The sequence below is a fragment of the Alkaliphilus pronyensis genome (assembly GCF_009017275.1).
Classification (GTDB): domain Bacteria; phylum Bacillota; class Clostridia; order Peptostreptococcales; family Natronincolaceae; genus Alkaliphilus_C; species Alkaliphilus_C pronyensis.
This window is the reverse complement of sequence record NZ_WBZC01000003.1, coordinates 40,710-55,825: the sequence shown is the minus strand read 5'-3', so window position 1 is coordinate 55,825 and position 15,116 is coordinate 40,710. Positions and strand designations below refer to the sequence as shown.

Sequence of the window (15,116 nt, the reverse complement as noted above, 5' to 3'; positions counted from 1 at the left end):
AACCCCCATAAAATAAAGTACTATAAAATAAATTGATAATACTAACAAAGAGGTTGTATTTAATTGTCCCTCTAAAGGCTCCAGCTAATATATGACCTAATGTCAGCAGATAGAATATGAACAGCTTTTTTTAATTAATCTAATCATAACAAGTCTCCTAACCTATTACCATTTTTTGTGGAATATAGTATGGACACCCATTTGTTGAATCCTCCAAAGCATCGGCTTCAATACGAAAAACCCTTCTAAGTAAATCACTGCTTATCAAGGTTTTGGAATCTCCATGGCTATATACCTCACCATTTTTAATTACATAAATTCTATGGGAATAACGTATGGCTTGGTTTATGTCGTGTAAAACCATAATAATTGTTAAGCTTAGGGCTTTATTTAGCTCCTTAACCAATTCTAATATTTCTAGCTGATAGGATATATCTAAAAAGGTTGTTGGCTCATCTAAAATCAATATCTCTGGTCTTTGTGCTAATGCCATAGCTATCCATGCCCTTTGCTGTTCTCCTCCAGAAAGAGTGGCAACGGTTCTTTCTCTAAGCTGATTCATACCGGTTTTATTAATAGCCCAATCAATAGTCTCTACATCTTCTTTTTTAAGCCTGTTTCCAAAGCTCAAATGAGGATACCTACCGTAGGAAACCAGTGTCTCAACTGTAAAGTCATTGGGTACATTCCTTACCTGTGGTAAAATAGCTATCTTCCTAGCAGCCTTTTTGGTAGGAATGGTCTGAATATTCTTGCCTTCTAAAAGGATTTCTCCTTTTGATGGCTTAATGTAACGGGATAAGGCTTTAAGTATTGTGGATTTTCCACAGCCATTGGGGCCAACTATGCTTACCACCTCACCCTTATTGACTGTTATACTTACATTCTTAACAACTTCTTTATTACCATACCTTAAGCAAATATCTTTAGCATGTAAAATCATCTCTCCATACTCTTCCTTTCTCTTAATAAAAACAGGAAAAAAGGTGCTCCTAACAACGACATAACAATACCTACTGGTATTTCTACAGGATCAAACACCAGTCTAGCAATTGTATCACATAGCATAACAACCGTCGCACCAAGAATAGCAGTGGCAGGGAACAAATATCTATAATCAGATCCTATTATTAACCTAGCTGTATGGGGTACAATTAGTCCAACAAAGCCTAATAATCCAACAACACTTACTGCACTTGCTGCCAGTAAAGCTGCAAAGGCAATAAACATTAGCCTAGTCCTTTCTACATTTAGTCCTAGTCCTGTTGCTATCTCATCTCCTAGCATAAGTATATTTAGCTTTTTAGGAAACAGAAATGTGAGAACTAATCCCAGTAATGCATAGGGCCATAAAATATTGAAATCTGGCCATGTTCTTGCGGAAAGCCCACCTACCATGAATCCAACAGCCCCTGCTACTTTATCTGGAAATAAGGTCATTAATGAGCTTATGCCAGCCCCTAATAAAGAGGATACAGCAACGCCAGCTAGAATTAATCTCATGGGATTCACTCCATTTTTCCATGCTAATAAATAAATCAATAGTGTAGCAAACAGTGCTCCCACAAAAGCTCCAATTGGCACTAAGTAATAGTATTTAGGAAATAAAATTAATATAATATACGCCATTAGTCCAGCACCTGATGAAACTCCTATTATATTGGGAGCGGCTAGAGGGTTCCTCATAACTCCTTGAAGTATAGCTCCTGAAACCCCTAAGCAAATTCCTACAAGTCCTGCTACTAAAGTTCTTGGAAGCCTTACATTAAAAATTATTCTATGGTTAACAGTATCGTCCTCAATAAATATTGCTTTAATAACCTCTTGAAAGCTTATATCCAGTGAACCCTTACCTATGCTTATAAAGAAGCTAACAATGCAAATTGCCAGCAAAATCAAAAGTACAAAAACCTTTATTGAAGAGCTTGTTTTGTTTTTCATTACCATCATTCTAATCATCCTTTATAAGTAGAGCTATTATGAAATACCTCTCCATTAAGGAGAGGCAATTCATTAAGCACTTAGATTTAAAATGTATCAGGATATAGTATCTCAGCTAGCCCTCTATATGCTTCTGGATACTTTTCATTTGGCTTGTATAAGTATAAATCCTTTGGTAAGAAAATATATTTTCCCTCTTTAACAGCTGTTAAGCTTTCCCACGCAGGATTAGATTCTACATCCTTTATAAGCTTATCCTTTATATTATCCACATCTCCCATTGTTTGAACCAGTATATACTCTGGGTCTCTTTCTATTACCTTTTCCATACTAAATACTTCCATTTCTTCATTGGTTAATTGTGCATCATATGCAATATTTACTGTACCTAAATCATGTAGCATATCCCCAACAAATGAGTTTTGAAACTTAACAGATACATTTCTAGTTGATGCAAACATTAGTAAAACAGTTGGTTCTTCATCTTTAGGCACTTTATTAACTATTTCTTCTACCTGCTTTGTAATATCTAAACCATTCTTTTGATATAAATCATCTCTTTCATTAATAGCGGTAAACAATCTAATTGCATAAAGGTATTGCTCTAGATTATCATATTCTATTCCTAAATATGGTATTTCATTTTCCTCTAGTATGGGTATAATCTCACTTTGTCCCCTCATACCAGGTCTTAAGATTACTAAATCTGGTTCCAATGAAATTATTTTTTCCATATTTGGAGAAGTCATTGTTCCAACTATTTCTGCCTCCATGGCTCCTTCTGGAACCTTATCCCTGCTCTCTATCCTACCTATAACCTCTCCACCTGATAGGTACCATAAATCTAAGTATGAGTTAAACAAGCAAATAACTCTTTCTGGTTTCTTCTGAATTGTAACCTCTTGGTCTAGTGCATCAACAAAGGTTACTGATTCATCCTCAACAATAACCTCATCAGCTAAAGCTGTATAATTATTGCTAGTTTCATTAGAATTATTATTGTCGCTGTCTTCCTCATTAGCTTCATGGTTTTCATTGGCTTCATTAGCTTCATTGCTTAATTCATTGCTTCCTGTTTCTTGTATGGCTGTGTCTTCTTTTGTACATCCAACAAACAAGCTAAAAATCATAAATAAGGTCATTAAAAGCAATAGTACTCTTCTCATCATATTGTCTCCCTTCGATATTTACTACATTTTCAAAGCTAAGACATGATCAGTGTCTTAGCAATGTCTTTAAACCTAACTTCTGGCAATCAATAAAAAAAGCCCAGTTTTAACTGAGCACAAATACACTATCGTCCTACCATGCTCAGGCTCGCGAGCATAAACAGACAATAGGTATCCTGACTTAGGTTCTCAGCGTTAATGCACCTTCCCATTCATTATCACTAAACTCTTAATAATGAACAGTGGTATTTGCAAGACGCTCCCCTTTACAGTGGCGGCCCCGTGTTGGATTTTCACCAACTTCCCTATTACATATTTACTTTTCAAAGCAAGACATAAAGCCTTGTCTTAGCTAACTTAATTATAGTTAAACAGCAACAATATGTCAATAAAACTAGTTTATAAACTCTGCTTTATTTATACATAGCACGTTTTATTTATTAAACATTTAGCTGATTTTAAACTATTAATTCTACCATGTTTACGACTTGCCTAAAGCTTCATCCTTTAGATCCTCTTCAGTTATAATGTTATTCTTTATTGCATAATTAACAAAAGCATCTGGATAAGCTCTCCCCTTATCCTTGCTCCACCTAACAACCTTCACAACATACTCCCTAGTAATTGGTTCTGGAAAACTAATAGCATTGCTAGGGCATTTCCATTCACATCCATGACAGCCATCTACACATTCACTATGATTTTTAACTTCTACACCAGCATTAGATTTTACAAATACCCCCTTGGGACAGAACTCATAGCAAAAGCCACAATTTCTACACTTACTCATATCTATAACAGGATGCCATATTCCTTTTAAGAAGCCCTTCATAAGACCAAACCTCCTATATTTTATACCTACTGTTCTGCCATAGCATCTTTTAAATGCTGAATATAAATGTCTTGTATTTCTATATTTTCTCCTAACCCATGCATATACACTTCTACCTTAAAACCGTCATCTTCTAAAACTGTTTTCCAGGAATCTTCATCTCCTGCTAAATCATTTTTAGCATGATCTCCTGCAACCAGCATAAATGGCATAAGAACAGCCTCTTTAATATTAGCTTTTTTAAGCTTCGGAAGAATATCCTGTAGCTCTGGATAATCCTCAACTGTTCCCACATAAGCATTAAGGCCTTCATCATTAATTATGCTCTGTAGACATGAATAGCAAGCATTAGCTGGATGATATGTTCCATGTCCCATTAGCAATACTGCTTTGCCTTGCTTCTGCTGTGGTAGTTGTTTTTTCAAGCCCGCTACAGTAGCTTTATAATCCTCTACTTTAGTCAGAAGGGGTCTACCCAAAGCTAGCTTATGAAATTGATCCTGAAACTGTCTAACTGTTTCAACAATATCGCCATATTCCTTTCCAGGAGTTACATGCAATGACTGAATATAAACCTCATTAAAGCCTTCTTCCTTCATTTTAGTTAATGCTTCCTCAAGAGTATCAACTAAAAGGTTGTCCCTAGACTTCAACTTATTTATTACCATTTTTGATGTAAAGGCACGCCTTACATCAAACCTACTAAACTCCTTAGCTATCCTCTTTTCAATGCTTTCAATACACAGCCTTCTAGTTTCCTCATGGGTTGTTCCAAAGCTAACCACTATTATACCCTTTTTCATATGAACTCCTCCTCCCATTAAAACAATATATAAAAAAGCCCTGACCTCCAAGAAAAGTCAACGCTTTAAAATGATTATTTATCAAGACTAACCAGACATTTAAACATATCATTATCCTGCACTTTCCTTTCCTCGGAAGGTTGTATGCATAATTACCTTGGCAGGTCTCCTGACTTGTGGATCAAAGCTAATTCTTTGCCTTCCCAGTTTTCCAGTGGCTAACAAAAGAATTTCTCCCCACTTACAGTGGCCGGACCGTTGGAGATTTTCACTCCATTCCCTATTAATCCTTGAATTACTTCAAAGAACCTAGATAAGTAGCAAAATGAAATTTTTAATAAAACAAGCTTTTTACTAAACTATTTTATCTTATATCATTGATACTATCAACCTAAAAGGTGGGGGAGGGACGGGGTTATTACTTTGTTAGCTCAAAAAGTCTTTGAGTGTCAATACCATCTCCATATATTTTATATCTTGCTGTTTTACTATTTCCATTAATATTGCTATATTTATGGATGCTTACATACTGTGGATTATGACTAATAAAAATATTTACTAGTGTTTTATTACTGTCATTTATATATATTGAGAGTCTTGTTGAACTTGGCATTGTATAGTCCATTGGAAAAAAATCCACACCTCTACTAAAACGTCTTTTTCTCATTTTATGATTAGATAGTGTTATAAGCACCTCTTCAATAAATCTTTTATCAGTAATAGCTTCCATAGATATTACATGATCCTCTGAGTACTCAGATAGTGGTAAAGGTCTAAGTTCTTTTATTTTTTCAGCAATATCCTCCATAGAAATATCTTGATTTTCTATGTCCATCCCCTTAGGTATTACTATAACTTGATTTAAAGATATGCTAGATATATCTTCGGCTGTAAGATTTTTAATGCCAGCGGTGCCTTCTAAATCAAAGGGATAAAGGATAAAGATAAGTACTGATATAAATGCAATAACAGTAATTTTAGTTTTATATCCTGCTTTTTTGGTGTAGGCTTTTTTAAATAACCCGTTATCAACACTATAACTGTACTCACCAAATTTCCATCCATTGTTTTTATTATCAAATTTCATACAATTTCTCCTTTATGCATCCAATAAGCATACATTTATCTCAGCGGCGTTACTAACACTCCCGCTTCTTAAGCGGGAGATAAGTGCCGCCAAGCTTCGAAATAAGGGCAACTAGAGTTCGGATGGAGTTTTAACTCCATCTGAACTAAGTTTTCTTTATAGTAATATTTCTCTAATCTCCTATTGAAATCCTTCATTAATCACTTTAAAGATTCATAATGGTTAAATTTATCTCTTCATGTCAGGGGTGACCAACATGTCAACAGCATATCATGGGGATGGGGTTGTTGACAACTAACAAAAATGTCAATAACCCCGTTTCTTCCACAAGTTTTTATTGCATTGAGAATTAATAACTCATATAATTATAGTTAATTACATAATTATGGAGGACTTTATAACATGAATATGACAGATAGGTTTGTAACTACAATTAACTGCATGGATGGTAGGACACAAAAGCCTGTAATTGATTTTATGAAGAGTGAGTATGGAGCAGACTTTGTAGATATGATTACTGAGGCAGGGCCAAACAAAATTTTAGCAGAATACACAAATAAATTAACTGTAGATTCTATTAAGAAACGAGTAGCAATTTCAATTGAAAAGCATAACTCTAAGGTAATAGCAATAGTTGGACACTATGACTGTGGTGGTAATCCTGCAAATGAAGATACTCAAATTAAACAGATTTTACAAGCGGTAAGAAATGTTGAAGCCTGGAATAGGGATGTTGAAGTAATAGGCCTATGGGTGGATGAGAATTGGAAGGTTAATCGGGTGGCTTGTCAATATTCTTTTAGATATTCACCTGTTTCTATAAACCAGTTAGCTCAAATAAAAAAGTTAAAGCTTAGTAGATTATATTAATGTCGTGGGGACACAGTCCCCACGACATTAATTATTAGCATTTAAATTTTGAAATATTAGCTTGCATTTCTTGAGCTAGCTTAGCCAAAGCCTCACTTGCGTTGGCAATTTCCTCCATAGATGCCGTTTGCTCCTCTACTGAAGCAGAGGCCTCCTGAGTCCCAGCTGCATTTTCCTCTGAAATAGCAGATAGGTTTTGGATAATGGTAATAATATCATTCTTCTTACTATCCATCTCTTTACCAGATAGGTTAAGCTCTTCAATTATTATTTTAATGTCCTCTATTGCCTTTGATATACCCTCAAACTTTTTGTTGGTGCTTTCTACACTCTCAGATTGAGAGGTAACTATGTCTCCTACATCCTTCATGGTGCTAACAGCCTCTAGGGTTTTTATACTTAATTCTTTAATAATTTTAGATATTTCCTCTGTAAAATCATTGGATTGCTCTGCCAGCTTTCTTATTTCCTCCGCAACTACTGCAAATCCTTTTCCTGCTTCACCTGCTCTAGCAGCCTCTATAGCAGCATTTAGGGCTAAGAGATTAGTTTGTGCAGCAATGCTTTTAATCATTTCACTTGCATTTTCTATTCTTTCAGCACTTTTATTTGTGTTTTGAATAATATCATGAACCTCTTTGGTGGCATTATTGCTTGCCATTGTTTTTTCCACCAAGTCTTGTACAATTCCTAAACCAGCCTCTTTAAGCTTAGATACATCTTCAACTGAGGAATTCAGCTTCTTCATATAGTTCTGATCCTTTTCAATAAGCCTTCCAAGCTCATCAATATTTAAAGCTCCTTTTTCAGTGTCTTTAGCTTGATCATTGGCCCCCCTCGCTATTTCTTCAATTGTTTTAGCAACCTCTTCTGCTGCCATAGTTGATTGTTGGCTAGTTTCCGTTAATTGCTGTGATGAGGCTGTCAAGTACTGGGAGTTTTCTGCAATATTCTTTATAAAGCTCCGTAAATTAAGTAGAATATTGTTAAAGGATACTGATAGGGCCCCGATTTCATCCTTACGATCTAATAGCTTTTTAGGAATATCGTCTGTAAAGTCTAGCTTTGAAACCTTTTCACTATATTTTGTTATTTCAGTAATAGGCTTTGTTATAATATTAGAGATTAAGAATGCAGCAGTAGTCATTATAAGTACTATTACTAAAATTAGCATACCAAGATTATTATTTAAGGCTGATATATTACTTAAAAGAGCACCCTTGGGTATTTCCACCACTAGCCTCCAATTTTGTGTATTATCTATTGCTGAATAAAAAAGATAAACCTCTTGTCCATTTATAGTTGGTTCTATTACACCGAAGGGATTTTCAAACAACTCATCTTTATAAGCCTTTAGCTCCTTATAAACTCCATCCTCGTAGTCAACAATATCCTCTATCATTGCTACCTCAGGATTCCTATGGGCTATTATTAAACCCTTTTGATTTATAATCCAGCCAAAGCCCTTGTCTTCGATATTAATGGCCTCTGATATTTCTGTTATTTTGTCTAATGTTAATGCTGCTGATAAAACACCAACCTTATTTCCATAATCATCAACAATAACCTGAGCTACTGAAACAATAATGCTACCTGTAGACTTTGCTAGAAATGGATCGGAAACATAGTTGCTTGCTCCATTTTCAAAAATCTCCTTCATATAGGGACTTTTTGATAGGTCTAAGGTTGCACCAGTTGTTGCCCATGCCTGTCCGTTAGGCTTAACTAAGGCTATAGATTCATATTCACTGTCCTCAGCGACACGAATAAGATAATCCATTGATTCTTCAAGATTCATGTCTTTTAAGTCATCATACTGTGCTATATGCTTTAGCTCACTTATACGGGCAGCTAAGAACTCTGATATAGTATCAGCATTAGAGTTTACCACTTCATTACTTAGAATTTCAGAAACATCAATTAATGACCCCTTTGCGAATAAGGATGCAGCTACGCCTGTGGTTAAAAATAGTAACAGGCTTATTAGTGTAAAGGCTAAAGCAATTCTAAACTTCAATTTTTTCAATATTATTCACTCCTAGCTTTGTAATAATTAAATGGGTATACGTTTTCCTGTTATTTACTACCTCAAATTCAATGAATGCCCTCAGCTCCCTTCTTAAGCACATAAAAAAGCTTAAACTATTAGAATTAAAATATGTAAAAAGAAAGAGACGATAGGTCGTCTCCAAAATTGCATAATCTAATTAGGCAACTTGGCTGTCATAGGATATTTTATCCCTTAGACCCATAGCTTTGCGTCCTTTTCTTTCAAAAAGTTTGCCATTATCTTCATAGGTATTTATTTATATAGGATTTTGAATCTTTCAAATATTATAGCATCATATCAAAGGGTAATGTGTCGATTTATGTCGATGTGTACAATTTTGTGTACATTTATCAAATTTTGACTATTGTTTTTGTTATAAAACTACAAACAAGACTAGATAACAGTTAGTATCTCAAGTTACTATTTGCTTTTTGGGGTTAAGCTATAGATTACTCATTTATCCAAAAGTTAGGCATTAACATAACAAAAATAGTAAATAGCTCAAGTCTACCAAATAACATCATTAATGATAATAAAAGCTTACTAGGAATAGAAAAGTGGCTGTAGGTCATGGTAGGTCCTACCATTTCAAAGCCTGGACCTATATTCCCTAATGTTGCAGCTACGGCACTAGAAGCTGTAATAAAACCAACTCCCTCTAAGGAAATAAGCAGGGTGCCTACTGCAAAAATAACTAGATATAAAAAGAAAAAGCTTGTTATGCTTGCTACAACATCATTAGAAACCATTTTTTTATTTATTTGAATTGGCACATATGCATTAGGATGTAGTATTTTTTTAATCTCTCGCTTTACTAGCTTAAACAGTATTACTAATCTGATAACCTTAATTGAACCACCGGTTGACCCAGCACATCCACCCACAAACATTAAGGTGAAGAGTATTGCTTTACTAAAGCTATTCCATTGATCAAAATCTGCTGTTGTGTAGCCAGTGGTAGTTATAATGGATGCAACTTGAAACAGGGAATGCTTAAATGTTTCAAAAACTGAAGAATACAAACCATTCAAATTAACTGTTATTAATAGCACGCTAATAAATATTATCGACATATATGCTCTAAACTCAGAGTTCTTTAATACATTTCTCCAACGTCCCTTATACATCTCATAATATAAAGAGAAATTAACACCAGAAGCAATCATAAAAAATGATATAACCATAATTATATAGCTGCTATAATTAAAGGCTCCTATACTTGCATTACGAGTAGAAAATCCTCCTGTACCTACTGTTCCAAAGGTATGAACCAATGCTTCATATAGTGATAGTCCTCCAAAGTACAGCATAACAGTTTGTATTACGGTTATTCCTAAATAGGCACTATACAAAATTTTCGCAGTATCCTTCATTTTAGGTACTAGCTTATCTGAAATAGGGCCTGGACTTTCAGCCTTAAATATTTGAAATCCACCAACACCTATAGTAGGTAAAATGGCTAATGTCAATACCAGTATCCCCATGCCGCCTATCCAATGGGTAAAAGACCTCCAAAACAATATTCCACGTGGTAATACCTCTATATCTTCTATTATTGTTGCTCCCGTTGTGGTAAGACCTGATACCGTTTCAAAGAATGCATCAATAACAGATGGAATACTGCCTGAAAAAACAAAGGGTAAAGATCCAAAAAAGGCTACAAGAAGCCAGCCTAATGTAACAATTGAAAGGGCTTCCTTTGCTTTAATTCTATTGGATTTCTGCGGAAGCAAGGACATCGGTATACTAAAGGCTAATATAATAGCAATTGTATAAAGAAATGCTTGTCTATCATGTTGATTATGATAAATAGATATTGCTAAGGGGGGAATTAAGGTTAGTGCTTCAAATAGAAGCAGACTTCCTAAGACCTTTAAAACTCTTCTGTAGTTCATCTAGTAGTCCCCCTTTGGTTCTATAAAAGTACTTATCTAGTGAGCTTATCTCCGATTGTAGACAGAATACAACTAAGCGGTTTCCTGGATTTATAATTGAATTTCCATTAGGAATAGTAACTTTACCATTATCTACTATAGCTCCAATTATAATTCCCTTTGGCAGCTCCAGCTTGGATAAGGGTACTCCTATAACTTTAGAATTATTTGGAGCAATTATTTCAAGTACCTCTGCCTGTCCTCCCAATAGCATTGAAATGGATTCAACCTTCCCACCTTGTACATACCTTAATATACCACCAGCTGTTATCATTATAGGATTTATTGCCACATCTATTCCCAGCTGTTCAATAATTGGTATATAATTTGGTCTGCTAACCTTAGCTATTACTTTGCTGACTCCGTATTTTTTACCTAAAAGTGATAGAAGAAGATTTTCCTCATCATAGCCAGTTAATAATATTAAAGCATCCATATCTGAAATGTTTTCGTCTAAAATAAGCTGTTGATCTGTAGCATCTCCTTGTATTACTAATGCATTATTGAGTTCTTCCACTAAATATTTACATCTTTCTTTATTTCTTTCAATTATTTTCACTGAAACTCCACTAGCTATAAGCTTTCTTGCAAGATAGAATCCAGCCTTTCCCCCACCTAATATCATAGCTTTTTTTACATGCTTTCGTTCTACAGGCGCGCCCCAAAACTTAGAAAAGGTATTAATATTTTCCTTCTCTCCAATAACGTATATAATATCTCTTTGTGTTAATTCAGTATCACCATGGGGTATTATCATTTCACCATCTCTTGATATAGCAACAATTAAGACAGGTTTAGATATCTCAAGCTCTTTAAGCTTTTTACCCTTCATATTGTTAAGGCTATTTACGCGGAAATCTGCCATAACAACTTTACCTCGAGCAAAATCCTCCATGTGTATGGCATCGCCCTTCAGTAAATATTTAGTTATTTCTTTGGCTGTCTCTAATTCAGGATTTGCAATGTAATCTATTTCCAGTTTATTTTTAACAAAATCCATTTGATTACCATACTCTGGATTTCGAATACGGGCAATAACTCTTTTACAGCCAAGCTTTTTTGCTGTTGTACAAATTAACATATTTGTTTCATCACTACTTGTTACAGATATTAGTAAATCAGCATTTTTTACACCTAACTCTTCTAAAACAGATAACTTTACACCATTGGCTTTAACCGTGAGTAAATCTATATGATTACTTACACGTTGTAAAGCTCCGTTATCTGTATCTACAATCACAACATTATTATTTACATGGGAAAATGATTCTGCTAATTTATACCCTAGTTTACCTGCTCCAACAATAATAACATACATTTAAACAACCTCCATTTTATCTCAGCGGCGTTACTAACACATCCGCTTCTTAAGCGAGGGATAAGTGCCGCCAAGCTAGAAAGTAAACGGAACTAGAGTTCAGGTGGGGTTAAACTCCATCTGAACTAAGTTTCCTTTATATACAAGCTGTTGTCTTCTTCATAGTTCTTCAAACTCTACCTTAAGAGTAATATTGCATTTAAAGCTTTTTCCACCAATAAAAAAAATGTTAATTACCCCCTTTAACATTTATTTATTATATAATACCATATAATCCTCTAGGTTCCTATATAGATACTAAATTTTAATATAAACTATCCTCAAACCTAAGCTTTATGCTGTTTTTTTCTTATAATTGCCACAATAATTAATGTTACTATTGTTAAAACTATTAGTATTATTACAATGGGGGTTAGATAGCCAAACCTATTATATATGTCACCTGCTAATCTATCTATAGCTGTGATTTCTTCGTCAGAATACAAAGTAAAGGTAAGATCATTTTCTGGTAGATTCTCAAGCTTTGCAGTATATGTGTTGTTTTCTTCCTTTATGAACTCAATATTACTCTCCACTAAATATTGTGCATCTGGGTGAGGTATTATCTTAACATTTAGATTCTTAAAATCCCTCCAATTTTTTGCAGGATTTAAAATATAGTCAAAGGTATATAAGGGATAAACGGTTTCTGTTTTATCCATTGTTCCAGTTGTCATATAATTAACCGATACCTTTTTTTCACTGTTGGGTGGAAATTCAACAGTATAAGCAAGGGTTAATAATCGTTGAAAATGTTGTTGCTCTATTATATCAAACTCAACGCAGTATCCATTTCCATGTGAAAATAGCTCATCTAAAGACTGTGCATACAAGTTATATATTTGTGAATCTGCAAACATTTCTTTATTTGCAGCTTGATTTTCCTCTCCAATATAATCCATTATATATGACTCTAATTCAACTTCTTCAGTAGTAACATTATATGTAAACAGGTCTGTCTCTTCACTTAGTTCACCATCAGAATATGCATTTACTTCAAAATCAACATCTTTTCCCAATAGGAATAGCTCTAGGCTTTCTTCTTCATAGCACCATGCTGCAATTTTGACTTCATCACCTTTTCTCTCATACCTATTAAATCCATCCGATACTATTTTGGTATCCTTATGGTTAAAGGAGAAATCTACCGTAAAATTAATTCTTTCCTCAGTGGTTGGCGTTACCTTAAAGGTATAGAGCCTCCTCCTTTCATTTTTGGCAAAGCTCTCTGCTTTATAGGGCTCATTTGTGATGTTATTAACTATATTAGTAAAGCTAAAGGTTGATTCTTTATTACTTTCTGTTGCGCTGCTTCTAATAATATCTCCTATATAAATATCATAGTCTAGCAGCTTGTCATCAGCATATATTCGTACATCGTCAGTTGTTAAGCTTCTAATTTGTGAAATAAAAGGAAAAGCCATCAGTACAGTCTGGCTTTCATTTGTAGGATTAACCATAACATACTCAGCAGTAACTTCCCCATGAATAGTGTGGTCAGGTATTTGATTTTTGGAAAAATCAAAGGTTAGGTTTTCACTTGTAACAGTTATAGGTGAGTTGCTATCAACTAACAATATATCAGAAGCTGATTTCCCTCCCCAATAAACAGGACCAGAGTTAGAGAAAGCAGTGCTGGTAAAGATAGTAACAGCTACAATTATTATAATCATACTCCATATAGTTTTTCTCATGTAGACACCTCACTATTATATTTTATTTATGCTGATATCATAAAGACCCAATATTTCCTTTGTCTTTAAACCTTTTTTCATATTTTTCTAAAACTCCAAACAATGCTTCCTGTAAATTTGTTTCTGTTTCATTTGCTAAGCAAATAAGCGAAAAGAGAACGACCGATTTCTTTCATTGGTGAATTGTTTTATTTTATGTTGTATATCAATTAATTCCATAATATTCTCCCTTCAATTTCTTTTGGAAAACAACTTCTTTGATTACATGCTTGGTTTTTTAGCAGAAACAGCCTCTGACTTTTCTTTTATTTTATATATATTACCCCTTGTTATGGATATAGTATAAATTATTAAAGCTACCCAAATAAACGAAAAGCTAATAAAGTGTGTTTGAGAAAACTCCTCTTTAAACAGAAATATTCCTAAAAACAAGCTGATGGTTGGTGCTATATACTGTAAAAAGCCTATTGTTGAAAGCTCCACCATTTGTGCCCCCTTTGCAAACCAAAGGAGGGGAGTAGCAGTAGCTACACCTGAAAGCATTAATAAAATCAATACTGGTATTGGAATAGTTGATAAGCTGCCTACTCCAGTTACTTGTCTATAAATTATAAAGGACAAAGCAGCAGGAGTTATAATCATTGTTTCAAGGGCTAATCCAGTAATTGAGTCAACTGTAAGAAGCTTTTTTGTTAATCCATAAAAGGCAAAGGTTGTTGCTAATATTAATGCTATCCATGGAATTCTGCCATACTGAATAGTTAATACTAAAACACCTATAGTTGCAAGAATTAGTGCTATCATTTGTCCAGCATTAAACCGCTCCTTTAACACTAGCATGCTTAAAAGGGATACCACCAACGGATTGATATAATAGCCCATACTTGCCTGCACCACATAATTAGAGTTTACTGACCAAATATATGTAAACCAGTTAACTGTTATAAATACAGAGGCAAAAATTATTAACACTGTATTTTTTCTGCTTTTAAACACTTCCTTCAGCCTTTTAAAATCCCCTTTTAATAAAAGGAGGATGGTGACAAATACAAAGGACCAGGTTATTCTATGGGCTAATATCTCTAGGGCTGGTATTTGATTTAACAGCTTCCAATATAATGGAAGAAATCCCCATGCTATAAAGGCTATAGTTCCATATAGTATCCCTATTTTTTTGTTGTCATTTTTGCTTAAGCTAGCTTGGTTTTCCATTGCTTTACCCCATCTCTTTATAGTTTAAATATTATATACTATAGATAATTATATACTATATATTTGTAAATTTAAATGCTATGATATTCAGCTGTTTTGATAATATATATTATTTTTTTAAATGATATTTAACAATCCCTCTGTAAAAGTAGATACTAAAGTTTCTT

The 15,116-nt window shown here is 34.2% G+C and carries 12 protein-coding genes and 3 riboswitches; of the genes, 1 reads left to right on the top strand and 11 read right to left on the bottom strand.

The features are described from left to right. Window positions 1-157 precede the first annotated feature (157 nt). From F8154_RS01050 to F8154_RS01025, 6 genes are all read right to left on the bottom strand, one after another. Window positions 158-943 (bottom strand): ABC transporter ATP-binding protein, encoded by a 786-nt coding sequence (locus F8154_RS01050; protein ID WP_151859729.1) that lies wholly within the window; start codon window positions 941-943, stop codon window positions 158-160. After that, window positions 940-1,950: a FecCD family ABC transporter permease gene (locus F8154_RS01045; RefSeq protein ID WP_243141121.1), complete on the bottom strand. Its 1,011-nt coding sequence runs from the start codon at window positions 1,948-1,950 to the stop codon at window positions 940-942. Before F8154_RS01045 ends, F8154_RS01050 begins: the two co-directional genes overlap by 4 nt. Before the next feature lie 77 nt (window positions 1,951-2,027). Beyond that, complete coding sequence (locus F8154_RS01040; protein ID WP_192930102.1) at window positions 2,028-3,107, bottom strand: ABC transporter substrate-binding protein; 1,080 nt, start codon at window positions 3,105-3,107, stop codon at window positions 2,028-2,030. Window positions 3,108-3,259: 152 nt separating this feature from the next. Next, window positions 3,260-3,473: riboswitch (cobalamin riboswitch) on the bottom strand. Between the two features lie 118 nt (window positions 3,474-3,591). Further along, window positions 3,592-3,942 (bottom strand): ATP-binding protein, encoded by a 351-nt coding sequence (locus tag F8154_RS01035; protein ID WP_151859727.1) that lies wholly within the window; start codon window positions 3,940-3,942, stop codon window positions 3,592-3,594. A 26-nt stretch (window positions 3,943-3,968) separates the two neighbouring features. Then, window positions 3,969-4,745, bottom strand: coding sequence for a sirohydrochlorin cobaltochelatase (locus F8154_RS01030; protein ID WP_151859726.1), 777 nt, complete (start codon window positions 4,743-4,745; stop codon window positions 3,969-3,971). A 142-nt stretch (window positions 4,746-4,887) separates the two neighbouring features. Beyond that, window positions 4,888-5,073, bottom strand: a riboswitch (cobalamin riboswitch). 90 nt (window positions 5,074-5,163) lie between these two features. Beyond that, window positions 5,164-5,832, bottom strand: a complete 669-nt coding sequence (locus tag F8154_RS01025) for a hypothetical protein (RefSeq protein WP_151859725.1) — start codon at window positions 5,830-5,832, stop codon at window positions 5,164-5,166. Window positions 5,833-6,234: 402 nt separating this feature from the next. Here F8154_RS01025 and F8154_RS01020 point away from each other — a divergent pair, with 402 nt between their 5' ends. Next, on the top strand, window positions 6,235-6,702 hold the full coding sequence (locus F8154_RS01020) for a carbonic anhydrase (protein ID WP_207706792.1): 468 nt from the start codon (window positions 6,235-6,237) through the stop codon (window positions 6,700-6,702). A 34-nt stretch (window positions 6,703-6,736) separates the two neighbouring features. On the opposite strand, the gene F8154_RS01015 is transcribed toward F8154_RS01020, so the two are convergent. The 5 genes from F8154_RS01015 to rarD form a co-directional block, all read right to left on the bottom strand. Next, entirely contained in the window at window positions 6,737-8,728 is a 1,992-nt protein-coding gene (locus tag F8154_RS01015; protein WP_151859724.1) for a methyl-accepting chemotaxis protein, read from the bottom strand. A gap of 181 nt (window positions 8,729-8,909) precedes the next feature. Further along, a riboswitch (cyclic di-GMP riboswitch) is annotated at window positions 8,910-8,997 on the bottom strand. A gap of 204 nt (window positions 8,998-9,201) precedes the next feature. Beyond that, window positions 9,202-10,647, bottom strand: coding sequence for a TrkH family potassium uptake protein (locus tag F8154_RS01010; RefSeq protein WP_151859723.1), 1,446 nt, complete (start codon window positions 10,645-10,647; stop codon window positions 9,202-9,204). Next, complete coding sequence (gene trkA / locus F8154_RS01005; protein ID WP_151859722.1) at window positions 10,598-12,004, bottom strand: Trk system potassium transporter TrkA; 1,407 nt, start codon at window positions 12,002-12,004, stop codon at window positions 10,598-10,600. The genes F8154_RS01010 and trkA overlap by 50 nt, the downstream gene beginning before the upstream one ends. A gap of 326 nt (window positions 12,005-12,330) precedes the next feature. Further along, window positions 12,331-13,737 carry a hypothetical protein gene (locus F8154_RS01000; protein WP_207706791.1) on the bottom strand — a complete coding sequence of 469 codons (1,407 nt, stop codon included), beginning with the start codon at window positions 13,735-13,737 and terminating at the stop codon, window positions 12,331-12,333. Between the two features lie 261 nt (window positions 13,738-13,998). After that, on the bottom strand, window positions 13,999-14,949 hold the full coding sequence (rarD, locus tag F8154_RS00995; protein WP_151859721.1) for an EamA family transporter RarD: 951 nt from the start codon (window positions 14,947-14,949) through the stop codon (window positions 13,999-14,001). Window positions 14,950-15,116 lie beyond the last annotated feature (167 nt).

What these genes read in the sequence shown, in the direction of transcription:
- F8154_RS01050 (WP_151859729.1), bottom strand. Translation starts at nt 943, where the DNA reads ATGATTTTACATGCTAAAGATATTTGCTTAAGGTATGGTAATAAAGAA.
- F8154_RS01045 (WP_243141121.1), bottom strand. Translation starts at nt 1,950, where the DNA reads ATGATGGTAATGAAAAACAAAACAAGCTCTTCAATAAAGGTTTTTGTA.
- F8154_RS01040 (WP_192930102.1), bottom strand. Translation starts at nt 3,107, where the DNA reads ATGAGAAGAGTACTATTGCTTTTAATGACCTTATTTATGATTTTTAGC.
- F8154_RS01035 (WP_151859727.1), bottom strand. Translation starts at nt 3,942, where the DNA reads ATGAAGGGCTTCTTAAAAGGAATATGGCATCCTGTTATAGATATGAGT.
- F8154_RS01030 (WP_151859726.1), bottom strand. Translation starts at nt 4,745, where the DNA reads ATGAAAAAGGGTATAATAGTGGTTAGCTTTGGAACAACCCATGAGGAA.
- F8154_RS01025 (WP_151859725.1), bottom strand. Translation starts at nt 5,832, where the DNA reads ATGAAATTTGATAATAAAAACAATGGATGGAAATTTGGTGAGTACAGT.
- F8154_RS01020 (WP_207706792.1), top strand. Translation starts at nt 6,235, where the DNA reads ATGAATATGACAGATAGGTTTGTAACTACAATTAACTGCATGGATGGT.
- F8154_RS01010 (WP_151859723.1), bottom strand. Translation starts at nt 10,647, where the DNA reads ATGAACTACAGAAGAGTTTTAAAGGTCTTAGGAAGTCTGCTTCTATTT.
- trkA (WP_151859722.1), bottom strand. Translation starts at nt 12,004, where the DNA reads ATGTATGTTATTATTGTTGGAGCAGGTAAACTAGGGTATAAATTAGCA.
- F8154_RS01000 (WP_207706791.1), bottom strand. Translation starts at nt 13,737, where the DNA reads ATGAGAAAAACTATATGGAGTATGATTATAATAATTGTAGCTGTTACT.
- rarD (WP_151859721.1), bottom strand. Translation starts at nt 14,949, where the DNA reads ATGGAAAACCAAGCTAGCTTAAGCAAAAATGACAACAAAAAAATAGGG.